The sequence below is a fragment of the Methylobacterium oryzae genome, from assembly GCF_021398735.1.
Classification (GTDB): Bacteria; Pseudomonadota; Alphaproteobacteria; order Rhizobiales; family Beijerinckiaceae; genus Methylobacterium.
In genome coordinates this window covers 4965382-4990645 of sequence record NZ_CP090349.1, presented here as the reverse complement: position 1 = coordinate 4990645, position 25264 = coordinate 4965382, and the positions used below count along the sequence as shown (strand labels likewise).

19 protein-coding genes, 2 tRNA genes and 1 pseudogene are annotated in these 25264 nt (G+C 67.4%); 12 read left to right on the top strand and 10 right to left on the bottom strand.

All coding sequences use genetic code 11. The features are described 5' to 3' along the window. Window positions 1-49 precede the first annotated feature (49 nt). From LXM90_RS23925 to LXM90_RS23910, 4 genes are all read right to left on the bottom strand, one after another. The gene (locus LXM90_RS23925; protein ID WP_234081150.1) at window positions 50-442 is read right to left on the bottom strand and encodes a DUF2946 family protein; all 393 of its coding nucleotides are present in this window, start codon (window positions 440-442) and stop codon (window positions 50-52) included. Between the two features lie 25 nt (window positions 443-467). Then, window positions 468-1844 carry a PepSY-associated TM helix domain-containing protein gene (locus tag LXM90_RS23920; RefSeq protein WP_020096382.1) on the bottom strand — a complete coding sequence of 459 codons (1377 nt, stop codon included), beginning with the start codon at window positions 1842-1844 and terminating at the stop codon, window positions 468-470. Window positions 1845-1883: 39 nt separating this feature from the next. Beyond that, a complete protein-coding gene (locus LXM90_RS23915) occupies window positions 1884-2195 on the bottom strand; it encodes a hypothetical protein (protein WP_020096383.1) in 312 nt (103 codons plus the stop codon). A 201-nt stretch (window positions 2196-2396) separates the two neighbouring features. After that, a tRNA-Gln gene (locus LXM90_RS23910) sits at window positions 2397-2470 on the bottom strand. A gap of 178 nt (window positions 2471-2648) precedes the next feature. On the opposite strand from LXM90_RS23910, the gene LXM90_RS23905 reads away from it, so the two are divergent. Then, window positions 2649-2738, top strand: a tRNA-Ser gene (locus LXM90_RS23905). 417 nt (window positions 2739-3155) lie between these two features. Here LXM90_RS23905 and LXM90_RS23900 read toward each other — a convergent pair. Next, window positions 3156-3605, bottom strand: coding sequence for a MucR family transcriptional regulator (locus LXM90_RS23900; RefSeq protein WP_042669594.1), 450 nt, complete (start codon window positions 3603-3605; stop codon window positions 3156-3158). 1117 nt (window positions 3606-4722) lie between these two features. Between LXM90_RS23900 and LXM90_RS23895 the strand changes: the two genes are divergently transcribed. Beyond that, entirely contained in the window at window positions 4723-6414 is a 1692-nt protein-coding gene (locus LXM90_RS23895; RefSeq protein ID WP_043713604.1) for a methyl-accepting chemotaxis protein, read from the top strand. Window positions 6415-6809: 395 nt separating this feature from the next. Then, entirely contained in the window at window positions 6810-6986 is a 177-nt protein-coding gene (locus LXM90_RS23890) for a hypothetical protein (RefSeq protein ID WP_020096387.1), read from the top strand. A gap of 445 nt (window positions 6987-7431) precedes the next feature. On the opposite strand, the gene LXM90_RS23885 is transcribed toward LXM90_RS23890, so the two are convergent. Together LXM90_RS23885 and LXM90_RS23880 are read right to left on the bottom strand one after the other, a co-directional pair. Further along, a complete protein-coding gene (locus tag LXM90_RS23885; protein WP_234081149.1) occupies window positions 7432-8649 on the bottom strand; it encodes a flagellin in 1218 nt (405 codons plus the stop codon). A 200-nt stretch (window positions 8650-8849) separates the two neighbouring features. Continuing rightward, window positions 8850-9302 (bottom strand): annotated as a pseudogene (locus tag LXM90_RS23880) (IS5/IS1182 family transposase); the annotation flags it as partial. Window positions 9303-9522: 220 nt separating this feature from the next. On the opposite strand from LXM90_RS23880, the gene LXM90_RS23875 reads away from it, so the two are divergent. Next, the gene (locus LXM90_RS23875; RefSeq protein ID WP_081636440.1) at window positions 9523-9915 is read left to right on the top strand and encodes an Ivy family c-type lysozyme inhibitor; all 393 of its coding nucleotides are present in this window, start codon (window positions 9523-9525) and stop codon (window positions 9913-9915) included. Window positions 9916-9981: 66 nt separating this feature from the next. Here the strand turns inward: LXM90_RS23875 and LXM90_RS23870 are convergent, their stop codons facing one another. After that, window positions 9982-10290, bottom strand: a complete 309-nt coding sequence (locus tag LXM90_RS23870; protein WP_020091353.1) for a hypothetical protein — start codon at window positions 10288-10290, stop codon at window positions 9982-9984. Window positions 10291-10460: 170 nt separating this feature from the next. On the opposite strand from LXM90_RS23870, the gene LXM90_RS23865 reads away from it, so the two are divergent. From LXM90_RS23865 to LXM90_RS23830, 8 genes are all read left to right on the top strand, one after another. After that, complete coding sequence (locus LXM90_RS23865; RefSeq protein ID WP_020091354.1) at window positions 10461-11069, top strand: PAS domain-containing protein; 609 nt, start codon at window positions 10461-10463, stop codon at window positions 11067-11069. Window positions 11070-11909: 840 nt separating this feature from the next. Continuing rightward, window positions 11910-12806, top strand: coding sequence for a LysR substrate-binding domain-containing protein (locus tag LXM90_RS23860; protein WP_020091355.1), 897 nt, complete (start codon window positions 11910-11912; stop codon window positions 12804-12806). Window positions 12807-13025: 219 nt separating this feature from the next. Next, the gene (locus LXM90_RS23855) at window positions 13026-13775 is read left to right on the top strand and encodes an SDR family NAD(P)-dependent oxidoreductase (protein ID WP_020091356.1); all 750 of its coding nucleotides are present in this window, start codon (window positions 13026-13028) and stop codon (window positions 13773-13775) included. 13 nt (window positions 13776-13788) lie between these two features. Continuing rightward, window positions 13789-14640 (top strand): transketolase, encoded by an 852-nt coding sequence (locus LXM90_RS23850; RefSeq protein ID WP_020091357.1) that lies wholly within the window; start codon window positions 13789-13791, stop codon window positions 14638-14640. Continuing rightward, window positions 14637-15659: a transketolase family protein gene (locus tag LXM90_RS23845; protein ID WP_026604653.1), complete on the top strand. Its 1023-nt coding sequence runs from the start codon at window positions 14637-14639 to the stop codon at window positions 15657-15659. The genes LXM90_RS23850 and LXM90_RS23845 overlap by 4 nt, the downstream gene beginning before the upstream one ends. A 303-nt stretch (window positions 15660-15962) precedes the next feature. Next, a complete protein-coding gene (locus LXM90_RS23840; RefSeq protein WP_020091360.1) occupies window positions 15963-16979 on the top strand; it encodes a TRAP transporter substrate-binding protein in 1017 nt (338 codons plus the stop codon). Window positions 16980-16991: 12 nt separating this feature from the next. Further along, a complete protein-coding gene (locus LXM90_RS23835) occupies window positions 16992-18893 on the top strand; it encodes a TRAP transporter large permease subunit (RefSeq protein ID WP_234081148.1) in 1902 nt (633 codons plus the stop codon). A gap of 757 nt (window positions 18894-19650) precedes the next feature. After that, window positions 19651-21525 carry a Hint domain-containing protein gene (locus LXM90_RS23830; protein ID WP_020091363.1) on the top strand — a complete coding sequence of 625 codons (1875 nt, stop codon included), beginning with the start codon at window positions 19651-19653 and terminating at the stop codon, window positions 21523-21525. A 27-nt stretch (window positions 21526-21552) separates the two neighbouring features. Here the strand turns inward: LXM90_RS23830 and LXM90_RS23825 are convergent, their stop codons facing one another. After that, window positions 21553-23241 carry a putative bifunctional diguanylate cyclase/phosphodiesterase gene (locus tag LXM90_RS23825; protein ID WP_020091364.1) on the bottom strand — a complete coding sequence of 563 codons (1689 nt, stop codon included), beginning with the start codon at window positions 23239-23241 and terminating at the stop codon, window positions 21553-21555. Continuing rightward, window positions 23238-25076 (bottom strand): ATP-binding protein, encoded by a 1839-nt coding sequence (locus tag LXM90_RS23820; RefSeq protein WP_020091365.1) that lies wholly within the window; start codon window positions 25074-25076, stop codon window positions 23238-23240. Before LXM90_RS23820 ends, LXM90_RS23825 begins: the two co-directional genes overlap by 4 nt. Window positions 25077-25264: the final 188 nt, after the last annotated feature.

Genomic DNA, 25264 nt, shown 5'->3' with positions numbered 1-25264 from the left:
CTCGTCTGATCGATGGGGCGAGCGGCGGCGCCGCCCGGAGGACGGGCGATCAGGCACAGCGGGGCGGCCCGCGGGGCTGGCCGATGAAGGCGGGGACCGACGCGGTCCGGACGGGGGGCGGGATCGGCCACGCCACCGCCGTCCAGCGCAGGCGGCGCGCGAGGCCGGGCGCGTGCGGGAGCAGCGGCGGGACGGCACCGGCCCGACACAGCCCGCAGAGGGCGCAGGACCCCGGTGCCGGCGCGCCCGGGCCGACCGCCGTGTCACCGGCCTGATCCGGCGCGTGCCCGCACAGGATCTGGCCGGGCAGCGCGCCCCGATCCGCCTGCGCCATCCGGAGCGCGACGGCCGGCGCGAGCGCCTGGATCCAGAGCGCGAGCGCGATCAGCACCGCGCCCGGGAGGCCCGGGCGCCCGCGTCTCAGGCGCGGAGACGTGTGCACGGGCACGGCGCCCGCCCGCACCGGCTCAGCGCGCCCACCGTCTTCGCAGTCGGCCCGCGGCGAGGTCGAGACCGACCATGGCGGCGATGGCGAGCCCGGTCAGCGGGAAGAGCGCCCCGAGCCCGAGGATGATCGCGGTCACGGTCGCAGCCACCCGCCGATCCGCCGGCCAGGGCGGCACGCCGAGGCCGCCGGCCGGGCGCCGCTTCCACCACATCGTCCCGGCGGTGACGGCGAGCAGGAATGTGGCGAGGCAGAAGCCCAGCATCGCCATCTGGTTCGCGCGGCCCCAGTGCTCGCCCTTGTGGATGCCGATCCCGTACTGGATCGCCCGGCCGACCGGTCCGAGATCGGTGAAACGGACGTCCACCAGCGGCCGGCCGGAATACTGGTCGAGGGTGATGACCCGCTGCCGCGTGACGTCGCGCGGGTAGATCGCGGCGGCGTAGACGCCGTCCGCGCCGACGGGCAGCGCCAGCTCGAAGCCGGGGGGCATCCCCAGATGTCGAAGGATCGCCACGGCGTCGTCGATCCCGACGCTCGCGGCCGCGGCCGGCACGGAGCGCGGCACCGGCGCGTCCTGCAGGGTCCACCCGGCATCCTCCAGCCGGTCGCGCAGCGGCACCGTCGAGACCGGCCGATTCGCCCAGAGCGCGGCCGGTTGCCCGAGGCCGGCGGCGTTCGACCACGCGCGCAGTTCCTGCCCCCACCAGATCGACCAGGGCAGGCCCGTGAGTGCCAGGAAGAGCAGCCCGCCGCCGGCCACGAACCCGGTGACGGCGTGAAGGTCGCGCCACCACACGCGCCGGCGCGGGCCGCCGCGCACCGTGACGACGCCGCCCGCGCGGCCGCGGGGCCACCAGAGATACGCGCCGGTCAACACTAGGACGATCGCGAAACCGGCGACGATCTCGATGACGGCGTTCGCGAGGGGCCCGACCAGGGCGAGGCTGTGCAGTCCGCGGATCACCGCCATGAGCTCGCGGTCACGGTCGACGCGGTCGAGCACGTCGCCGGTATAGGGGTTTAGGTAGACGTGGATCCGGCGGTCGCCGGAAGCGAGCGTCACTCGCGCCGCGGCGTCCGGCGCGGCCGGGTCGATGTAGGTGACGGGCGCGCCGTCGGGCACGGCCTGCAGCGCGTTGAAGATCAGCCGGTCCGGGCCGATCGGCGCCGTCGCCTGCGGCGCGACCCGGGTCCGGTACGCGAACAGGCTGCCATTGATCTCGTCCTTGAACAGGTAGAGCGCGCCGGTGGCCGAGAGGCCGATCAGGAAGGGCAGGCAGAGCAGGCCGGCGTAGAAGTGCCACCGCCAGACGGCCCGATAGACGGCGTCGCGGGACAGTCGCCGCGTTGCCGCCGCCCCGTACGCGGGGGCGTCGCCGTGGAGAACAATCGACATGATGGGAGGTCCGGGCCTGAACGATCGGGAGCGGGATCGTCAGGCCTTGGGTGGACCTCGCGCGGTGCCCGTCGAGGCCGGCGGGCCGGTCGTCGGGATCTCGGATTCGGGGCGCCACGCGCGGCGCGTCTCGGCGGCGACGGGCCAGCCGGTCGCGGTCGGGTCGACGGTCGGCAGGACCAGCGCGCCGGCCTGCACGAGCGTGCAGCACGGATGAGCGTGCGCCACCGGGCCGGCGGGGTCGCCCGAGGCGTGACCGGCGCAGATCGCCGCGTCCGAATCGACCCAGGCCTGTGCCGGGGTGGCGAAGCCGAGGAAGGCTTGGAGCAGCAGCGCGTAGAGCGCGACCAAGCCGATGATCGCGCGCCCTCGAACCGTGAGAGGCTGGCACCGGCGCATGGACCGATCTAGGCGGCCGCGCCGCGGCGCGTCAACGGCCGACCGCTGTTCGGTCCGTGCCAGACCCACACCTCGCTGAGGATCAGAGGAGGATGCGCCGGGCTCCGGGCAAGAAAAAACCCGCCGGATCGGAGATCGGGCGGGCCGGCGCGGTGGCTGGGGGACCTGGATTCGAACCAGGACTAGAGGAGTCAGAGTCCACCGTTCTACCGTTAAACTATCCCCCAATCAGCCGTGAGCCCTGCGCATCCGGTTTCGAAGATGGCGGGGCAGAGCCCGCAGCGCATCGAGCGGCTCCGGGCGTGGGCGGTGAGATAGGCGGAATGGTTCGGGAGGTCAACCGGTTGTTCTGCTGTTGACGCCACCTCGGCCGCGGCCGTAACCGTGAGGTCGCGGATGCTGCCAGGAAGGGTGGCCGAGTGGTTTAAGGCAGCGGTCTTGAAAACCGCCGTGGGGGCAACTCCACCGTGGGTTCGAATCCCACCCCTTCCGCCAGCAGGCCTGGATCGTGGACAAGCTTCCCGCCGTTTGGCGGTCCACCCCACCGTCTGCCCCACCAGCTGACGGGACTCGTTGGCTCAGGGACCCGCGACCGTCTCCGGACTGCGCGAGGCCGCCGAGATCACGGATCAGGCGATCACGGCATCGTCCGGGCGGGCAGCCTCGTCACGAAGAACATACCGCCGAATATCGTCGCCGCAGGCGTGCCCTGCCGGGTTATTCGCCCGATCACGGAAGGGGATCGCACCGGCTTCAGATCGGTTAAGGATCGGCAGCGGGCCGAATGGCGATGTCCGCTCCGATGCCTCTGCCCCCTGAAAGCGGACCGGGGCAGAACCACTCTGGCCAGCCATCACCTTTCGAATATCTTGCGAACTTCATGACTGGGCACGAAGCTTCGGAATGCGCCAGCTATCCGGCTGCAGTTTCCGGACCGGGATCGCGCTGGGACCGACCCTGCGCCAAGCTCCTGGCGATCCTGGATCGCTTCGCCGCGTAGGCAGGAGCGACCATCGGGTAGTCGTTCGGCAGGCCCCACTTCGCCCGGTACGTCTCCGGCGTCAAACCACAGGCGGTCAGATGCCGCTTGATCGTCTTGTACCGCTTACCATCCTCGAAGCTGATCAGTGCCTCGCGTGTGATCGACGCCCGGACCATCTTCGGTGTCGCTTTCCTGTCTCCATCCGCGGTCGACGGATCGGTGGGCTGAAGGCCGGTCAGGGCAGCGGCCGCCGTCGCGATCAGCGCCGGCATCTCCGAGGCTGCGACGCGATTGTGAGACACGTAGGCCGCCACGAGGTTCGCCGTCATTGCGCTGTAATCGAGGGAGACGTTGCATGCGTTGGCCGCATCATTATTCATTTCTCTGTCTACTCCCGCACATTTCGGTCGAAAATTGTCTATACGTCTTAGAAAGACGCGGCGCATATGAAATCTAATCCACATTAATGTAATGTATTCATAATGACTACTTTAGGTAAAGGCACTCGCGTTGATCTGGCTATCGGTGGTTGATATCCGGGCGATACAGCGCTTCGAGGCACTCGGAATCGCGTGCTTAGGACAATGCGCTTATCGTGATTCAACGCAGGGTGGCGTCGAGCGCATGACGCGCCTCACAGCAGGCCGCGTCTTGCAGGCGGCTCGACTCGTCACGAGGCCATCAGAATCGCTCACCGCGTTTCCGCCCTGACGAGTCTGGATCCCTTCCCGACGCCCGCGGCCGGTCGCATAACAGCGCTCCAGCGCCGGATTTTGTCTGCTCGGAACAGGGCCCTGTCAGCGTGACTATGCTCACGGCCAATCGCGACCCAACCCAGACGGCCGGAACGGAGCTGACGGTTCCTGAAAGCGGCCTTCCACGGATCGTCGGACTCCATCGATTGAGTGCGGTCTCACATCCCGGAACGCGATTGCCGTGGGGCAAGTCTTCTGGATCTCTATAGAGACCGTCGGACCCTCGGGTGCGGGCTTCTTCCAGAGGATATCCCGGTAGCCGGGATGAAGCTGCAAGTTTTCGGCAATCGCCGATCGCCTGGCCGCGATCGCGTCACGCCTCGGACCGTTGACGGGTCAGATACGTCAACTGCCATGAGGCTTAAGAGGGCGTCGGCTGTCTTGGAGCTTACCCCGACGCTGAATGTTAAGGATCAGGCATGCGGTGCGCCATAAGGCGGCGGTGACCGCGATCAAATCTGCTACACCGATGATGATGCCGAGGCAGCCAGCCATCGAGCGTGACCTGTCTCGCGAATGCATCCTGGATACCGATATTCGCCATTAAGCATCGATTGATTGCGTTGTCGTATCTCCAGATAACGATATTCAGGTGCACACTCGTAATCTACTCCATCATTCTATTATCGAATATTATATTGAAATCTCTGTTGCATGATCTGCATAATCAATGTATTTTAATATTATTTTAAGTAATGCAGATTACTTTGTGTCACTTAAAGAAGTATAAAGTGGTGCCTCTATGCTGCGAAACTCCAGTATCCTGATCAAGGCGTCTGTTCCGCTGCTGATCATGGCCGCAGTCGCCGCCGGCCTGGTTCATTACGCCATCGGAGAGCTCAATCTACTCGCAGGGCAAATGCGCGAGATCGTCGACACGCAGGCAGTCCGCCTCGAACGGATCTTGGCTGTTCAGGTCAACACCAACGATGCAGCGATCCAGGCGCGCAACCTCATTCTCGAAACCCGCGAGCAGGAGATGGCCGGCTATAAAGTGCGGTACGATGCGGCTGTAAAGACGTCACTCGATGCTGCGAACACCTTGATCGCGATGGCGGACACGCCCGATCGGAAGGTCACCAACGAAACTCTCCAGAGTATTCTCAAGGAGTTCTACTCTGCTCTGGATAAATCCAACGCGCTCGGCCTCAAGAATGACAATGAAGCTGCTGCTAAGGTCCTTCTGACTGACGCTTCTGCCGCGCGCACCAAGATGCGGGATTTTGTTCAAGGTCGCGTCACGCGGCTGAACGCCGAGCTGCGCCAAGCCCGCGATGACTCCGAGCAGGCCGTCACCACGGCTAAAACCGTGCTGATCGGCGCCTCCGTGGCTGGCCTCGTCAGCGCCGTCGCGCTCTCCGCGCTGATCGTGATCTTCGGCATCACCCGCCCGCTGGGCAGCCTCGTGGGCGTCCTGCAGCGGATGGCCAAGGGCGCGGTCGACGCCGAGATCCGCGAGGCCGCCCGCGGCGACGAGATCGGGGCCGTCGGCCAGGCCGTCGAGGGCATCAAGACCATGGTCGCCCGCAAGGCCGCCGAGGAGGCCGAGGTGAAACGCCGCGCCGATGAGGCCGCGGCTGCCGAGCGCAAGCGTACCATGATCGAGCTCGCCGACGGCTTCGAGCGCGCCGTCGGCGGGATCGTCGGCCTGGTCTCGTCCTCGGCCACCGAACTCCAGGCCACCGCCCAGCAGATGACCGCCACCGCCCAGGAGACCGCATCCCAGTCGACCACCGTGGCCGCCGCCGCCGAGGAGGCGTCGACCAACGTCAACACGGTCGCTGCCGCCGCCGAGGAGCTCGGCTCCTCCGTGCAGGAGATCGGCCGGCAGGTGACCGGCTCGGCCCACCTCGCCCAGGCCGCGGTCGGCGAGGCCGACCAGACCGCCCACCTCGTCCAGGCGCTCAGCCAGAACGCCGCGCGGATCGGCGACATGGTCGGGATGATCTCCGGCATCGCCGGCCAGACCAACCTGCTGGCGCTCAACGCCACCATCGAGGCGGCCCGCGCCGGCGCGGCCGGGCGGGGCTTCGCGGTCGTGGCCTCCGAGGTGAAGGCGCTGGCCGAGCAGACCGCCAAGGCGACCGAGGAGATCGCGCGCCAGATCGGCGAGGTCCAGGGGGTGACCGCGCAGGCGGTGACGGCGATCGGCGGGATCACGGGCCGCATCCAGGAGATCGACAGCGTGGCGACCTCGATCGCGGCCGCCGTCGAGGAGCAGGGCGCGGCGACCCAGGAGATCGTCCGCAACGTGGCGCAGGCCTCGGCGGGGACGCACGCGGTGACGGGCAACATCGCCGGCGTGGCGCAGGCGTCGGAGGAGACGGGGGCTGCGGCCTCGCAGGTCCTGTCGGCGGCCTCGGAGCTGTCGCGGCAATCCGAGCATCTCGGCGCCGAGGTCGCCCGCTTCCTCGCAACCGTGCGCGCCGCCTGAGGGTGGCCACGGCCGAGATCCGCGTCGTCCCGGCCCGGCCGAACGGCTCAGACCAGTCCGACCGGCTGCACGCAAATCTCGCTGCCGCGTACGCGCGGGGCGAGGATCTCGGCGCGCGCGCCGCACATCTAGGCCGGCGGCGAAAGGCTGCTCCAACTGAGCCGCGCGTTGGAGCACCCGATCAAGGATATGGATCTCTCGCTCCATGAGCTTGGGCTGCAGGATGCTGCCACGATCGAAGCCTTGCGAAGCTTCGTGAGCGCGGCAGAGGAGCTCGCCAACTCGACGCAGCGGTTTCCGCCCACTCTGTGACTGTGGCCGCCAATCGAAGCTGGACGCTGCACCGCCCCGTCGTCGCACGGAGGCCGCCTTGGGCGGGCTGTTGCTGATCTCTGATGATCCGGACCGGGCGCCTCGCACGTTCCCTCGGCCCCGCGCGGCGTTGCACCGTCCACGACCTGTATGACGACATCGCGCCGGCGGAGCTGCCGGACCTCATCGTCGGCGACGTCGCCGGGCTGACTTCGGAGCCGCTGCGCGCGACCGGCGCCCTGTTTCTGTTTCTCACCTGAGGCAACGCTGCCCGCGCCGAGGCCCAGGCCCGGCTCCTCGCTCCGACCGACATCCTCCCGGCCCTGTCCGTGCTCGAGCGGCTGCTGGATCGGATCGACCGGCTCCAGGACCGAACGGACTGGTGCCGACCCATACCGCTTTGTGGACAGCTGTCTGGCTGATCCCGAAAGCAGCCATCCGCCAGTCAGTCATCGACATCGGCTCAGAATGAATTGAGGTTCCTCAACATAGGGCACTGGAGCATCTCTGGCCCTGCACTCGGCAGGCTGCTTCCAGATCTACGATTCCCCTACGTTCCGGGCAGTAGCGCTGTAATCGTCTCGCTTCTGCGAGCTTTCGGCGCCCGGCAATCGATCGCCGGTAGCCGGGAGCCACCATCCATACCTTGGAATGCGTTCGCCCGGAGCCGAGCTCCGGGCGTGGTGTAGACGCTCAGGGTGAGGTTTACCGCAGGAGCTGGAGGACGCCCTGCTGGGCGGAGTTGGCCAGCGACAGGGCCGAGATGCCCATCGACTGGCGGGTCGACAGCGCCTGCGAGTTCGCCGCCTCCTGGTTCAGGTCGGCGTTGGTCAGGTTGGCCGAGCCCGTCTGCAGCACGTTGATCAGCTGCTTGGAGAAGTCCTGGCGGTTCTGAACCACCGACAGGTTCGAGCCCAGCGCGCTCGCCGCGGAATTCAAGGTCGCGTCGGCTTTGGTCAGGGTCGACAAGGTCTTGTTGACGTCCGCGTTCAGCAGGAAGTTGCCGAGGCCGTTCTGGCTCGACGAACTGTTCGAGCTGGTGATCGACGACAGGCCCAGGCCGCTGGAGGTCGCGTCGACCGAGGCGACGTTCAGGTTCGAGCTGCCGGTGTCGTTGAACTTGATGTTCATGTCATTGCCCTTGCCGGCAATGAGGTTGACGCCGTTGTAGCTGGCGTCGCTGGCGAGCTGCGTGATCTGGTTGAGCAGGTTGTTGTACTGGTTGGCCAGCGAGGCGCGCTGCGTCACGCCCGAGATCGACAGGTCGCTGGACATCACGGTGCTGGCGGCGGTGCCGTAGGTCGAGGCGGTGGTGGCCGAGGCGGTGAAGCCGAGCGCCGTCTGGCTGCCGGAGTTCTGGAATTCCACGTCCGCCTGGGCGTTCAGGACGATCTTGGTGCCGGTGCTGTCGGCCGAGAAGATCGCGCCGGCGCCGAAGGCACCGCTCGACGCGGTCGAGGCCGAGCTGACCGCGGCGTTGAGCGCCGCGACGGTGGCGCTGATGCTCGAGGAGGCGGCGACCGTGGCCGAGACCGAGCTGCCGTTGATGGTCAGGAGCACGGTCGAGGAGGCGGTGCTGGCGCTGTAGGCGTTGGCGGCGGTGCCGGTGGTGGAGAGCTGGGTCGAGAGCGCCTGGCTGGCGATCGACTTGGCCTGGCTGACCAGCTTCTGGATCGAGGTGATGCCCTGGTTGGCGGCCTGGATCGACTGGATGCCGTTGGAGATGCCGTCGAGGAGGGAGTTCAGGCTCGAGGAGCGTCCGTCGAGGGCCTGGGAGGTGAAGAAGTTGGTCGGGTTGTCGAGGGCGGAGTTGACGGTCTTGCCGGTCGCGAGCCGGTTCTGGGTGGTCGACATCAGCTGGGCGGTGTCCTGCAGCGAGAGCAGGTTCTGACGCGTCGCGGCCGACAGGGTGATCGAAGACATGGATCGCTATCTTTCTGACTCAACGCGCCGCTTTTTCGGCGGGCTCATGGACAACGGCGCTCGAAATTGATCAAGCTCGACTCGGAAACAATGCAGAAATTAAATTACCGAAGTGAACAGAAATATAACGACGCGCGTTGCCGGCGACTATACTTTTCATGGAACTGAGACACGTCGAGTCGCCCAAGGGTTGATTCTGAAGTGACGTGCCGCGTCAGGAGAGGGCCGAGGGTTTCCACCGCCATGCGCAGCATCGAGCCCTTCTCGCGCTTGGCCCCATTGTAGCCCGCTCGTTCGCCGCTCTCGGGCGAGGAGCGCGAGGTCCGGCCGTCGAGCATGGTTGCGGTCGGCTCCGGCGCCCGACCCGCGGCGAGGTGCAGCACCGCGCGCGGATCCTCGGCCCGTTGCTCGAAGCAGCCACCTGATAGTCCGCGCTGCGCCTGCCGATACACGGCAAACCAGGGCGGCAGGTCGTGCGGCCTCAGCCGCCACAGGCAGCCGGTCCTGACGATGTGGCGCAGCGCGCTGAACACCTCCCGCAACGCATGCTCGCGCTGACCGGCATCCTCGCGCAGCAGCGTCAGTTCGTGCGCGACCGGCGCCCGTTCCTCATCGGAAACGTCGGGCAGATACGGCTCGCGGGCAGGGCTCATCCCCACCCACCCGAGCATCAGCCCCAATCAGGACCCTAACAGCCTGAGAGCGCGTCTGAAGAGCAGAATGCACAATAGCCCCGCGCGGCGGTGTCGGCGGGGCCGGAGATAATGGTCTGGAAGAACCAGACGGGTGTCGCATACCGCGGACCATATTGCTAAGGCTGATGTCTTGGGTCCAGCAGTTGCCGGCGCCGGCGGCTGAGCTATTCTCATTCTTATGCACACAGTCTTCGCTGTACTCAGTCTCGTCGCTGTCGGACCGGCCGCTGCTGCGGATGTCTACCTGTTCGATCTGCTGCGCCGACCCGACTACGAGCGCGCCTACAACGCGATGCTGAGAAGTGGTCCTTCAGTGCCGAAGTGGGTGACGGCCTATAGCCGCACGTCGAACGGACCGTCCCAACCTTCCAGAGAAGTAAAAGCGGATGGCGAAACCTACCTGCTCGCTGACGTGTGCAAGGTCCACGACTGCCTCGACCATAAACTTCAGGTGATATTCGCGCCGGGCGGGCGGCGCGCGTGGGGCCGGCTGTATGAGAACGGCCGCACCAGCTGGATAGGCAGCCCATCGCCGGCGCTCAGGAAGGCGGCCGATCGGATCGGATTCTGAGGCGGTCGCATATTCCACGTCGCGACGTCCCGATCGGCTCACCGGGCGGAGGGCCGGTGTTCAGCCTCAGGCGCGCTCGGCCGTCTTCTGCATCAGCTCCAGGAGCCTGCGTCGATCCTCAGGATCACGGACTAAATTGAAAGCGGCCAGCAACTCCGCGCACTCAGCGTCGCTGGCGACCGGGGCCACCGGAATTGCCGCGGCGGACGCTCCCGCATCGACGGCGTTCGGTGGCCTGTAGAACGCAGAGGGCGGCACCTGCACCGCTTCCGCGATACGACTCAGGAGCCGTTCCGTTCTCTGTTGCCGAAGCGTCGAGACCCAGCATTCCTCCTCATGATGAAGGGCGCTGGGGGGCGGCGTCTTGCTGCTCATAGGCCTCCGTCTCGGCGTCCCGCACGCGCCGTGTACACTGTTATACCGTTTCAAATTCTATTTGAATGCGTGTGAAGCGCAACGGTTGTGCTAGCGCAAAGCTTGCCCTTTGTGGTTGTGTCGTGCGACAGGTCACATGGGTGTGAGCGAACAGCGAGAGCAGGTACGGCGTGCCGAAGCCCCGATCCCTTGGCGGTCAGACGTGTCCGAAGGCATTTCAGTCGGCGCTCGATGAACTCGACGTCATCGGCCAGTGGGAGTGGGACGCGGCGACGGACTGCGCGCGCTCGGACGCCTTCGTGGCGCTGCTCTTCGATGTCGACCCGCAGCAGGCGGAGGCGGGCGTTCCACTGACCCAATACGTCGAAGCCATACACCCCGAGGATCGGGTGCGGGTTCTCGATCTGATCCGGCGCAGCGCCGGCGAAGGTAGCACCTTCCTGACCGAGTACAGGGTCATCTCGGTCGACCGTCAGACCCGCTGGGTTCTGGCGCGAGGCCGCTTCACCGCTGATCATCAGGGGCGACCGGTCGGTGGTGGCGGCATCCTCGTGGACATCACCTCACTGCGGATGAGCGAGGGCACTTTCGCGGAGGGCACGCGCCGCCCCGATGAAACCGCGCTCGACCGGGCCGCCGATCGCGCCATCGCCGCACAGCAGGCGATTGTGGAGTTGCGAGATCCGGCTCTGAAAGCGCTGGCCGACGCGCTCTTGATATCGCTGGGCCGGAAGCTTGCGCAGCAAGAGGTGCAGGACCGGCGCCGGAAGATGAACTGATCGAGGGCGCTCTTGCCCCCTCACGACGCGGAAGCGCGCCCGACGTCACCAGCGTGTGAGCCGCGACGCGAGGCCGCTCATCGGCAGGATGGCCGGCGGCTACCACGCCATCTCCACTGACGGGTGAGCTGACGATCGATAGACTCGCGGCCGATGTGCCGGATCTCGCCTGCAAGCCTCTGCCGGCTCCGCACGCTCGCTCAGACCGACGCCGCTTCTATCAGGTGAGCGGTTACCTGTGTGGCCTGTAGGTGGTCGGCTTGGTCGTCGCCACCGGGTCGACTGATCTCGAGAACGTCGAGTACAGCGTCACCGATACCAGTCGAGCCGAGTTCGAGGGGCAGCCCGGTCTATCCTCGTCCAGCTTGTACGGCCTCATGGATTTTCGCGCGACCGGTCCCCGGATCCGAAGCGCGTCCAGAAAAGTGGGCGTGCGAGGAACGCGACGACCGTGTCGGGCTGCCGGAGCCGGTCCTGATTGTCCGCTCAGGATCGCAATCGGATGTCGCGCTTTCGTCTCGAAGCGGACATGCTGCCTCCGGTTCGATCCTGCTGATTGGACCGATGCGCGCTGGTTCCCCGCGCGGACAGAAGGGGAAGCGGTCCGATAGGTGTTGCTTCGACCAGACACTGGCGCATCATCTCATGCGGCAGGTGCCCCTATGGAATGCCTAGACCCTCAACCCGGAAGGCGACCGGTCATAAGGCGAGTAGGGCATCGTGACGCGTTATTCATTGTCGCGGATGCAGTCAGCGCAACAAGATCAAGCATCGTGAGGAAACTGCTCGCAAATAGGCGATGCGATACTCTCGTAAAATGGAAGACTTTAAGATAGCGTCATGGCTTCGGATCTTCCTTTGTCCGCGTTCCGCATCTTCGAGGCAGCGGCGCGACGTCGCTCTTTCAAGGAGGCTGCCGGCGAGCTGAACCTCTCGGCCAGCGCTGTCAGCCACGCCATGAGCAAGCTCGAGGAGTCGCTCGGCGTGCCTCTCTTCGAGCGCGTCGGGCAGGGTATCGCGCCAACGACAGCGGGAGAGGCGCTCCTCGACCACGTCAGCCGGGCTTTCGCCGAGCTGCATCGCGGGCTCGACATGATCTCGACGCGCGGCTCGCAATTGCTGCGCCTGCATTGCGCCCCGAGCTTTGCCGCACAGTGGCTGACGCCCCGGCTGTCGGGTTTTCTGCGCGACCATCCTGGGATGGAGGTGCGACTGGCCGCAGGCATGGACTACGCGCGCTTCACCAACGACGAGTTCGATGCCGATATCGTCTACGGCCCCCCGCGCGGCGAGGGCTTGCTGCGCATGCCTCTCGGCGTTGAAACGGTGACACCGCTCTGCGACCCGTCGCGAGCAGAGCAGATCAAGAAGCCGTCCGATCTGTTCCGGCATCCCTTGATCCAGAGCGACACGAAACTGGTGCGCTGGCCGCACTGGTTCGACAAGAACGGCCTGACGGCGCCGGCATCCGCAGCCCTGCGCTTCGACCGCAGCTTCCTGGCATTGACCGGAGCGGCCGACGGCCTCGGCGTCGCCCTGGAGTCGACGCGTCTCGCGGAACGGGAAATGACGATCGGACGCCTCGTGGCACCGCTTGCAGGTCGGTCAGTGGATATCCACTACACCGGTCACCATCTCGTCTTTCCGCCATCATCGCGACGGCGCGAACCTCTGAGGATCTTCGCGCGCTGGCTCGCTAGAGAACTGTCTGTATCGCTTAGCTCGGAGCTGGAATAGCGTTTAATGAATTTCATTCATGTTTGAATGCAATCTTCGCGTTTGTTCATTGCCTCTCGGGCAGCCATAAGGGCGTCAACGATAGGACGCGAGGAAACGGCTCAGACGCTGACGCCCGTCAGAGCGCGGCCCAAGAGGGTGAGCTGGCTTCATGCCACGCTTTCTCCGCCTCCCATCGCAGAAGAAGCCGGGTTCGGCCGGTTTGCAGGGAGGGTCTACATGCTTCTCGAGAACAAGGTCTGCGTGATCACCGGGGCGGCCTCCGCCCGCGGCATCGGCAAGGCCACCGCCCGGCTCTTCGCGAAGCAGGGCGCCCGCGTCGTCATCCTCGACCTCGACGCCGGCCAGGCCGAGGCGGCCGCCCGCGACCTCGGTGACGGCCATCTCGGCCTCGCCTGCAACGTCACCGACCGGGGCGCATGCCAAGCTGCCGCCGATGAGACGATCGCCCGCCTCGGCTCGATCGACGTGCTGATCAACAACGCCGGCATCACCCAGCCGCTCAAGCTGATGGATGTGGGACCGGAGAACTACGACGCGGTCACCGACGTCAACCTGCGCGGCACGCTCTACATGAGCCAGGCCGTGGTCCCGCAGATGCGGAAGCAGAAATCCGGCTCGATCGTCTGCATGTCGTCGGTCTCGGCCCAGCGCGGCGGCGGCATCTTCGGCGGTCCGCACTATTCCGCGGCGAAGGCCGGCGTCCTCGGCCTGCAGAAGGCCATGGCCCGCGAACTGGGCGCTGACAGCATCCGGGTCAATTCCGTCACTCCCGGTCTGATCCAGACCGACATCACCGGCGACAAGCTCACCCCCGAGCTCAAGGTCGAGATCGCCAAGGGCATCCCGCTCGGCCGCCTCGGCGTCGCCGACGACATCGCCAATGCCTGCCTGTTCCTGGCCTCCGGCCTGTCCGCGTACATCACCGGCGCGGTGATCGACGTGAACGGCGGCATGCTGATCCACTGAGAGGGAGGACCTCATGTCAACCGAACGGCCCCACGAGGGTTCGAACATCTCGCTGGCCGACCGGGCCTACAATATCCGCCGCCACGCCCTGCTGATGGGCGAGGTCCAGGGCCAGGGCTACATCGCCCAGGCGCTGGGCATCTCCGATGTGCTGGCGGTGAGCTACTTCCACGCGATGACCTACCGTCCGGAGGATCCGGAATGGGAGGGCCGCGACCGCTTCTGCCTCTCCATCGGCCACTACGCCATCGCCCTCTACGCGGCGCTGATCCAGGCCGGGATCATCCCGGAGGACGAGCTGACGAGCTACGGCGGCGACGACAGCCGCCTGCCGATGTCCGGCATGGCCGCCTACACGCCCGGCATGGAGATCACCGGCGGGTCGCTCGGCCACGGGCTCGGGATCGCGGTCGGCATGGCGCTGGGCCTGAAGCGGAAGAACGCGAAGAGCTTCGTCTACAACCTGTTCTCCGACGGCGAGCTCGACGAGGGCTCGACCTGGGAGGCCGCCATGTCGGCCGGGTCGTTCAAGCTCGACAACCTGATCGGCATCGTCGACGTGAACGGCATGCAGGCGGACGGCCCCTCGCACGGGGTTCTCAACTTCGAGCCGCTGGCGCCGAAGTTCGAGGCGTTCAACTGGTTCGTTCAGCGGGTCGACGGCAACGACCTCGACGCGCTCGTGAAGGCCTTCGATGCCGCCCGGCACCATCCGGGCCCCGAACCCCGGGTGATCATCTGCGACACGAAGATGGCCAAGGGCGTGCCGTTCCTCGAGGAGCGCGAGCGCAACCACTTCCTGCGGGTCGAGCCGGCCGAGTGGACGCAGGCGCTGGAGATCCTGGACGAGGGGAGGGTGCAGTGAGACGCTCGAAATATGAGAGGCCCGCGCCGCGCGTCGGTGGCGGCGCCAAGACCTCGGCGATGATCGCCTCGCTGGCCGCCCCTGGGCAGCGCACGAAGCCCGCCCCGTTCGGCCACGCCCTCGTGGAACTCGCCAAGACCCGGCCCGACATCGTCGGCCTCTCGGCGGATCTGGCCAAGTACACGGACCTGCACATCTTCGCGCAGGCCCACCCTGACCGGTTCTACCAGATGGGGATGGCCGAGCAGCTCCTGATGAGCGCGGCCGCCGGCCTCGCCCGCGAGGGGTTCGTCTCGGTTGCCACCACCTACGCGGTGTTCGCGGCGCGGCGCGCCTACGACTTCATCTGCCTAGCGATCGCGGAGGAGAACCTTAACGTCAAGATCGCCTGCGCGCTGCCCGGCCTGACCACCGGCTACGGGCCCAGCCATCAGGCGACCGAGGATGTCGCGATCTTCCGCGGCATGCCGAACATCACGATCCTCGACCCGTGCGACGCGCACGAGATCGAGCAGATGGTCACGGCCATGGTCGCTCATCAAGGCCCGGTCTACCTGCGGCTCCTGCGCGGCAACGTCCCGCTGGTGCTCGACGAGTACGGCTACCGGTTCGAGTGGGGCAAGGCCAAGACGATCCGCGATGGCCGCGACGTGCTGGTGATCTCGTCGGGCCTGATGACGATGCGCGCCCTGGAGGTTGCCGAGGCCCTGCGCGAGGATCGGGTCGACGTAGCGGTGCTGCACGTGCCGACGATCAAGCCGCTCGACGCGGCGACGATCCTGGCCGAGGCCCGTCGCGGTGGGCGCCTCTTGGTCGTCGCCGAGAACCACTCGGTGGTCGGCGGCCTCGGCGAGGCGGTGGCGGGATTGTTGATGCGCGACGGTACCCTGCCGGAGCGCGGCTTCCGTCAAGTCGGCCTGCCGGACGAGTTCCTCGACGCCGGAGCGCTGCCGACCCTTCACGACCGCTACGGCATCTCGACCGAGGCGATGGCCCGAAGCATCCGCGGTTGGCTGTAGGCGCAGCCGTCGCTCGCGACAACAAGCGACTACTCGCACCCATAGCTGAGCTGAATTGAGATGATCGCGGATCTCCGCGTCCGCGATCATGCTGTGCCGTAGAAAGATTTCTCTATTCATTCGGTCGGATCGCGCGCTCCGAGCGATGATGAGCGCCTGAAAACAATTAACGAATTCAATATTCGATCAAAAAAATAAAAACGCTCAGCAAAAGGGCGACCTGCACGCATGGGCAGAGGCCGGCGATCTCAAAGACCGTAGCAGGCCGGATCGCGCCACCGAGCATCATCAGGGAGTGACATCGTGAGCACATTCAACATAAGCCGTCGGACACTTCTTGCCGGCGCCGCGGCTGTCCCGATCTTCGGCATCATCACGCGCCGGGGCGAGGCCGCCGAATTCGGCTACAAGCTCGCCACCGGGCAGGACCCGACCCATCCGGTCAATGTCCGGGCGCAGGAAGCGTGCGACCGGATCCGCGAGGCGACGAGCGGGCGCGTCGACATCAAGTTGTTCCCGGCCAATCAACTCGGCTCGGACACCGACCTGCTGTCGCAGGTGCGGAACGGCTCGGTCGAGTTCTTCAACCTCTCACACTCGATCCTGTCGACCTTCGTGCCGGCGTCCAGCCTGCCCAACACCGGCTTCGCCTTCAAGGATTACGATGCCGTCTGGAAGGCCATGGACGGGGCGCTCGGCGACTATGTCCGCGCCGAGATCGCCAAGACGCCGATCACGACCATCTGCAAGAGCTGGGACAACGGCTTCCGTCAGATCACCTCCTCGACTCGTGAGATCAGGACGCCCGAGGATCTGAAGGGCTTCAAGATTCGCGTGCCCCAAGCACCGATGTTGACCTCGCTCTTCAAGGCTCTCGACGCCGGGGCCGCGCCCATCAATTTCAACGAGCTGTACTCGGCGCTCCAAACCAAGGTCGTGGAGGGCGAAGAGAACCCGCTGCCGATCATCGCCACGACGCGCCTCTACGAGGTGCAGAAGTCCTGCAGCCTGACCGGCCACGTCTGGGACGGCTACTGGATCCTCGGAAACAAGCGCGCTTGGCAGAAGCTGCCCGAGGACCTGCGCGCGATCGTGACCAGGGAGTTCGACCGCTCGGGTCAGGATCAGCGTGCGGACGTGGCCAGGCTCAGCGACTCTCTGCGCACGACCCTGTCAGAGAAAGGGATCAGGTTCATCGATGTCGACCGCGAGCCTTTCCGTGCCGCTCTCGCCAAGACGAGTTTCTACAAGGACTGGAAGGCGAAGTTCGGTGAAGTCGGCTGGAGCCACCTCGAAGCCGTATCCGGCAAGCTCGGTTGAGGGTGGGGTGTCATGCACGTCGATATCGCCGCCGCCGCCTCTGTCGAGGCAACGCCCAGTCACGGCCTGCACGGGCCCCCGCTGAGCGGTCACCCATGGCTCGGGACCGCCGATCGGTTCCTCGGTCATCTCGTCGAGATCCCGGCCGCCCTGCTGGTGCTGGCCGAGATCGGGGTGCTGCTCGCCGGCGTCGTGAGCCGCTACATCTTCCATGAGCCGCTCGTCTGGTCGGACGAACTCGCCGGCATCCTGTTCCTGTGGCTCGCCATGCTGGGCGCCGTGGTCGCCTTCCGCCGCGCCGAGCACATGCGCATGACGGCGATCGTCGCGATGACCGGACCCCGCACCCGCGCCTTTCTGGAAACAGTCGCGCTGGTGGCCGGCCTGATCTTCGTGAGCCTCGTCCTGCACCCGGCCTACGAGTTCGCGGCCGAGGAAATCTACGTCCAGACGCCGGCCCTCGATCTCAACAATGCGTGGCGCGCCGCTGCCTTGCCGATCGGCCTCGGCCTGATGCTGCTGGTCGCCGTCATCCGCCTCTTCGAAACGGCCGATTGGCGGATGACGGCCGGCGCGCTGGTGCTCGGCGTTGCGGTCGCGGGTGGGCTCGCCGCCCTCCAGCCTTGGCTGGCGGGGCTGGGCAACCTCAACCTGCTGCTGTTCTTCGTCGTCGGCGTCGGCGCGCTGGTCTTCTCCGGCGTGCCGATCGCTTTCGCGTTCGGCCTGTCGACCTTCGCCTACATCACGCTGACCACCGACGCGCCCTCCATGGTGGTGGTCGGCCGCATGGACGAGGGCATGAGCCACCTCATCCTGCTCGCCGTGCCGCTGTTCGTGTTCCTCGGCCTGCTGATCGAGATGACCGGCATGGCGAAAGCCATGGTCGGCTTCCTGGCCTCGCTGCTCGGTCACGTCCGCGGCGGCCTGCACTACGTGCTGGTCGGGGCCATGTACCTCGTCTCGGGCATCTCCGGCTCCAAGGCCGCCGACATGGCCGCCGTGGCGCCCGTGCTGTTTCCCGAGATGAAGGCCCGCGGCGCCAAGGAGGGCGACCTCGTGGCCCTGCTCGCCACCACGGGCGCGCAGACCGAGACGATCCCGCCCTCGATCGTGCTGATCACCATCGGCTCGGTCACCGGCGTGTCGATCACCGCGCTGTTCACCGGCGGCCTGATGCCGGGCCTCGTCCTCGCCGCGACGCTCTGCGCGCTGGTCTGGTGGCGCTACCGCCGCGAGGACCTGAGCCACGTCGCCCGGCCGTCCGGCCGGGTCATCGGCCGCGCCTTCCTGGTGGCGATCCCGGCGCTGGCGCTGCCGTTCGTGATCCGCTTCGCCGTGGTCGAGGGCATCGCCACCGCCACCGAGGTCTCGACCATCGGCATCGTCTACGCGGCGCTGGCCGGCCTGCTGATCTACCGCCAGTTCGAGTGGCGGCGGCTCTACCCGATGCTGGTGACCACCGCCGCGCTGTCCGGCGCGATCCTGCTGATCATCGGCGCGGCCACCGGGATGGCCTGGGCGCTCACCCAGTCGGGCTTCTCGGAGACGCTCGCCGTCGTGATGAAGGGCCTTCCGGGCGGCGCGCCCGGGTTCCTGTTCGTCTCGGCCTTCGCCTTCATCATCCTGGGCTCGGTGCTGGAAGGCATACCGGCGATCGTGCTGTTCGGGCCGCTGCTGTTCCCGATCGCGCGGGCGGCGGGCGTGCACGAGGTGCACTATTCGATGGTGGTCATCCTCGCGATGGGCATCGGCCTGTTCGCCCCGCCCTTCGGCGTCGGCTATTACGCCGCCTGCGCCATCAGCCGGATCAACCCAGACGCCGGGATGCGCCCGATCGTCGGCTACATCCTGGCCCTGCTGGTCGGGCTGCTCGCCATCATCCTCGTCCCCTGGTTCTCGATCGGCTTCCTCTGAGGCGATGCAACGCGATCCGGGGCGCGACTGCATCCACTGGGATGCAGCCGCTTCCTCGTCGGGGGACTGTCCGATCAGCGCATCCTGTGAGGTGCCGCCGACCCGCGAGGCCGCACGGCCCGACCGAAGAGGGCAGTGAGCGCGGCCTGTCGCTCATCGGTCGCCCTGGACAAGGCCACGTGCTGGATCGGATCGCCGCTTGCCCCCGCGATCGCGAGCGACTGCGCCGGCTCCTTCCAATGCACGCGCGTTCTGGCCCGGAAGATCGGAGCCGAAATGGCTTGCGGGCCGGCATCGATCGCCTGCCTGAACAGCCTCTACGGCGACAGCAGGGGCGGACCCGAGGCTCATCGCGCGGCGACGTCCGAGCATCCGGTCGAGCATCACCCAGCGTTCCGATCCGCTGGCCGCGATGACGCGGTAGAGGCCCCCGCCGTCACCGGCCCCCCAGCCCGTCACGGCCGTTCCGTGCGGCGCCTCGATTGACCGTCAGCCAGTACGGCCGCAGCCGCGCGGCGCCGTGACTGATTTGCGCCACGTGGCCGATACGGTTAGTCAGCCTTAACCGTGTCGTCTTTGCCTGCGCGATGGCGCGACGCGACCGGCGGGCGTTCAGGCGATGGCCTGTCGCAGCCGATGCTCACTTCGTCCGCGCGACACGCAGGACATTATTAACTATTCGCGGATTGCTTGTTGGCAATCTTGATTTGACAGCGCGCCACGTCCGGCGAACCAGAATGGTGATGAGACGGCGTCGATGCTTGATCTGACGGGCTATCGCCTGACCTACGACGACGAGTTCAACGCGCGCAGCATCTCGCAGAACGGGGTCGGGACGACCTACCGCGATATTCGCGCCGAGTGGCGGTACGACGCCAACTCCGACATCGGCTTCGGCCGGTCCTCGTTCCTCGATTCCGGGTCCGGTTACGATCCCTTCAGCGTCCAGAACGGTGTCCTGACGATCACGGCGGCGCCGCCCGGGACGAGCGCGTCCGGCTATCCGGGGAGCTGGCAGTCCGGGCTCATCAGCACGCAGGGCAACTTCTCGCAGACTTACGGCTACTTCGAGATCCGCGCGGATTTCTCCAACAATCCCGATGCCTGGGACGCCTTCTGGCTGCTGCCGAATCAGCAGAGCCCGCAGTCGAGCAGCGCCAACGGGCACCAGGAGCTCGACGTCGTCGAGCATTACGGAAACAACGACCGCGGCGTCTACAGCACGATCCACACGACCGACCCGCAGCCGCCCGGAACGACCTGGCAGCAGACCCGCCAAGTCTACAGCGAGATGCCCAATCCCAACGGGTATCACACCTACGGCATGAACTGGCAGGCCGATCGCATCAGCTTCTACGTGGACGGTCAGCTCGTCGGTTCGCAGGCGACGCCGTCCGACCTGCACAGCCCCATGTATCTGCTGGCCAACCTGGCCGTGCAGAGCACGGCGACGACGGGCACCCGCTTCAGCTCGAGCATCGACTATATCCGCGTCTACTCGAACAACCCCAACGCGGTCGCGGTGCCGCAGGACCGCGTGTCGTCGCCGGATGGCCGGGATCCGGGTCTGTACGGGGCGACGGCCGGTCTCCGGTCGGGCGCCGGCGCGGCCGGAGCGCAGCCGGGCGCGGCCGGGTCGAACTCCGGTTCGACGGCGCCTGCATCGGGCGCCAACGGGTCGAATGGATCTTCTCAATCGTCCTCGGGGACGGCTCAAGGGACCGCGGCGCCGGGAAACGCCCCGTGCTACTGCACCGGCACGTCCATCAGGACCGACCGCGGCGACGTCGCTGTCGAGCGGCTCGCGGTGGGCGACAGGGTCGTCACGGCCGCGGGCCTGCATCGGCCGATCCGGTGGATCGGTCGCCGCACCTATCCCGGATCGTCGGCCCCGCCGACCGAGCGGCCCGTGCGCATCCGGGCCGGCGCGCTCGACGACGGTGTCCCCGCCCGCGACCTGCTCGTCTCGCCGGACCACGCCGTCTGGCTGGACGGGCTGTTCGTCGCCGCCGGCCACCTCGTCAACGGAACCAGCATCACCCGCGGTGAGCGCGTGATCGATCTCACCTACTGGCATATCGAGCTCGACAGCCACGACCTGTTGCTGGCGGAGGGCGCGCCGGCCGAGAGCTTCCTGCCCGCTCCCGGCCTCCGGCGGCTCTTCGACGGCCGCGATCCGGACGACAGCGCGATCGGTCCGCAGGCCTACGCGCCGCGCACCGCGCTCGGTCCCCAGCTCGCCGCCCTGCGCAGGCGGCTGATCCGTCGGGCCGGCGCGACGTCGCGTCCGGGCGCCGTGCGGGCGTGGCTGGATCGCTGCGCGCTGCGCGCGGACGGCGCGCTGCGCGTGGCCGGCTGGGCCCACGACGCCGCGCAGCCCGACGCCCCCGTATGCTTGGACATCGTGGTCGACGGGACGATCGTGGCGGTGACGGTGGCGGCGGAGTACCGCGCCGACATCGCGGCGGCGGGCGTGGGCGACGGCCGGCACGGATTCGACCTCGGCGTCGAGGCGCCCCTCGCTCCCGGTGTGCCGCACGTGGTCGAGGTGCGTCGCTCGATCGACGAGGCGGTCATCTGCGCCATGGCCGCGGACGCGGCGGGCGTGTGGCGGCCCCTGCTGGCCGCCTGACGCGCCACCGCGGCCGCGCGGCGGACGTCAGGCGCGCCGCATCAGGCTGGACGCGCGGAGGTCCGACGCGCGCAGGTCCGACGCGCGGCCGCGCGCGGCCGGACCGCGAGCCCCGGACATGCGCGGCGGCTCGGCCTGCCGGATCTGGTCGAGCAGCAGCGGGCGCGCGAAGTAGTAGCCCTGGGCGCAGCGGATCTGCGTGGCGCCGAGCAGGTAGGCGACCTCCTCGAAGGTCTCGACGCCTTCGGCCACCACCGTCATGCCCAGCGCCGCACCGAGCGACTCGATCGCTTTCAGGACGATCTGGCTGCGCGGCCGCTTGTCGATGTCGGTGATGAACGAGCGATCGATCTTCAGCTCGTCCGCGGTGATGTCTGCCAGGGCCGCGAGGGACGAGTAGCCGACGCCGAAATCGTCGATCGAGACGCGCGCGCCGATCGCCCGGATCTTCGGCAGGACCTCGCGCTGGAAGCGGCCCGTCGTGAAGAAGGCCTCCTCGGTCAGTTCGAGCACGAAGCGCTCCGCGAGGCCGGTCTCGCCGAGAGCCGCGCAGAAGGCGGTCATGAACGGCACGTCGCAGGCCTGTTTGGCGGCGATGTTGAGGCTCACAGTGACGTCGGGTCCGAACACCTCGTCGATGTCGGGCATCGCCTGCACCGTCTCTGCCAGGAGCTGCAGGGTGATCTCGTTGATCAGCCCGAGCTCGATGGCGAGGGCGATGAAGTCGCCGGGCGCCTGGATCATGCCGACCTCGTCGCGCCAGCGCAGGAGCACCTCGACGCCCGTGACCGCGTGGGAGCGCATGTCGACCTTGGGCTGGAAGGCGCAGCAGAAGCAGCGGTCGCGGATCGCCAGCCGGAGGCGCTGCTCCACGGCCATGCGGGCCGTGGCGGCCTGGCTCATCGCGTCGTCGAAGACGCTGACGCCGCCCTTCAGCTCGCCCTTCACCCGGTACATCGCGTTGTCGGCCTGCCGGGCGAGGGTCTCGTAGCTGTCGCCGTGCTCCGGGAAGAGGCTGACGCCGATGGAGGCGGAGGCGAAGATCTCGTGCCCGTCGATGAAGAACGGCTGCTTCAGGCGCTCCGAGATGGCGCGCACGGCTTCCAGCGCTGCATCCCCGTCGGTGACGGGGGCGAGGAGCAGCACGAACTCGTCGCCGCCGATCCGCGCCAGGAGGTCGCTCGGGCGCAGCGCGCCGCCGATCCGGTCGGACACCTTGCGCAGCAGGGCGTCGCCCGCGGCGTGGCTGTAGTAGTCGTTGATGTGCTTGAAGTTGTCGAGATCGATGAAGGCCAGGGCGAACCGGTCCCCCGGCGCGGATCCCGCCAGGACATCCGCGATGCTCTGCTCGAACATCGTCCGGTTGGGCAGGCCGGTCAGCGCGTCGATGAAGGCCTTGGTGATCAGCTCCCGCTGGATCCGGTGATGGTGCGTGATGTCGGTCAGGGTCGTCAGCGTAAAACCGTCCCGGCCCTCGGCGACCGGCCGCGTCCGCACCTCGAACATCCGGTCGTCGAGCGCCTCGACGGTCGCGGCGTCCCGGGCGCTTCCCGCCGCGGCGGGAAGCGCCTGGACGGCCCTGTCGCCGAGGGCGCGCGCGGCGGCGTTGGCGAGGACGCAGTGACCCTGCGTGTCATGGACCACGACCCCGACAGGGAGCGCCTGGAGGGCGGCCTCGAGCAGGGTTCGACGCTCCGGGAAAGCGGGCTCGCTCATGCCCCGCCCTGCTGCCAGAGGGGCTTGGCAGGCTGGGCTCCGGTCTGGGCACCGGTCTGGGCTTGGTCGCCGCCCTCGAGGGGGCGGCGGAGAAGACGGCGATGCACCTGCTCGAGGGCGGCGCCGTGCGGGCTGTCCGAGCCCGCCTCACGCCCGAGGCGCGCCGCCGCGGCCGGATCGCTGTCGTACCCGGCGACCTTGTTCATGGTGGCGCCGCGCCAGCGCTCGACGACGGCGCCGACGAAGGCCGCGCCGGCGACGGTGGCGTCGTCCTCGACGGCCCTGCCGCTCGCGTCGTTGCGCGGGTGACGGGCCGACGGCAGCGGCCGGAAGGTCATCCGCGCCGGGATCGGGACGCCCTCGCCGAAGGCGATGACCTCGCCGGTGCCCAGGGACGGCACGAAGGTGAGGAGGTTGGTGGCGTCCGAAACGGCCGCGGCCAGGAAGGCCTGGTCGCGCGCGTTGGTCATGCGCATGGCGAAAAGGGTGCTGCATTGCGACATGATCGTCGCGTCGAGCTCGGCCGGGCGCTGGGTGACCAGCCCGAGATGGACGCCGTGCTTGCGGCCCTCGCGGGCGATCCGCGCCAGGGCTCGGCGCGTCGGCGTGAATCCCACCGACCGGTCGGCCGAGGCGAAGCGGTGGGCCTCCTCGCAGACGAACAGCAGCGGGACGGCACCCTCGCTCCAGATGCCGAACTCGAAGGCGAGGCGGCAGAGCACGCACACGACGGCGTCGACGACCTCCATCGGCAGGCCGGCGAGCTGCATGATCGTCATCGGCCGCCCGTCGGGATCGAGCCGGAACAGGTGCGCCAGGATCTCGCCCATCATGTCGCCGCCGACATTGGCGTTGTCGAACATGAAGCCGTGCCGGGGATCGTTCCGGATCGCCTCGATCCGGGTGATCAGCCGGTGATAGTGCATCCGGGACACGCGGTTCTCGAGCCGACCCATCCGCTCGTCGATGAGCGCGAGCAGGTCCTGCAGCATGTAGGGGACCGGCGTGTCCACCGTGTAGCCGGCGCCCTTGCCGAAGGGCCGCTTGACGATCTGGCGGTCGCTCGCCTCCTTGTACTGGCCGTACTTGCTCTTCGCGAGGGGGATCACCTCGGCCAGGATCTCGATCTCCTCGTCCACGGCCGGCCGGCCGCCGTAGATGACGTCGGCGATCTCCTCGAGGTTGAACAGCCAGAACGGCAGTTTGAGGGTCCGCGGGCTGATGACGCTCGCGCGGTCGCCGAAGCTGGCGGCGTACTCGTTGTGCACGTCCAGCAGGAAGACGCGCACGGACGGTCGCGCCCGCATCACCTCGTCCAGGATGACGGTGACGCCGCTGGACTTCCCGACACCGGTCGCACCGAGCACCGCGAAGTGCTTGGAGAGCAGGTCGTCGATCTTGATGCAGGCCGGGGTCTCGGGATCCTGGTAGAGCGCGCCCACGGCCGCCGTACCGGTCGCCGAGACCTGATGGACGATCCGGAGGTCGGTGGCGGACAGGAGTTCCACATCGTCGCCGATTGCCGGATAGCAACTCACGCCGCGGCTGAAGCGGTGCGCCCCGTGCGCCGCGACTATCTCGCCGAGCAGGTCGAGGATCGCGTAGGCGCCCGGACGGTGCCCGCGCTCGCTGCCCGAGGACAGCGTGGTGACGATGCCGACGAGGATCGCCTCTCCGGCACGGATCCGGACCAGATTGCCGACGGTGACGCGCACCCTGGGCCGGCCGCCCTGCACGATGAGTTCGAGATGGACCTTGGATCCCTCGATCGACGTCACCGCGCCCATGGGCGACGCGGCATCGTCGTGCCGGACCGTTCCGTCGCCGCTCAGCATCGTTCGCACCCTGGTCAGAAACAGAATCGGCGCGATACTGGTCGGGCGTGATTAAAGTTCTGACAAAGAAATAAGCCCAGCGGAACAATGCTTAACCGATGCCTTACGGTTCGTGAGCATCGTCAAGGTTGTATTTGAGGACGGCCTCGACGGCCGCGCGCGAGGCGGCGGACCGGTCCGCGCGAAAT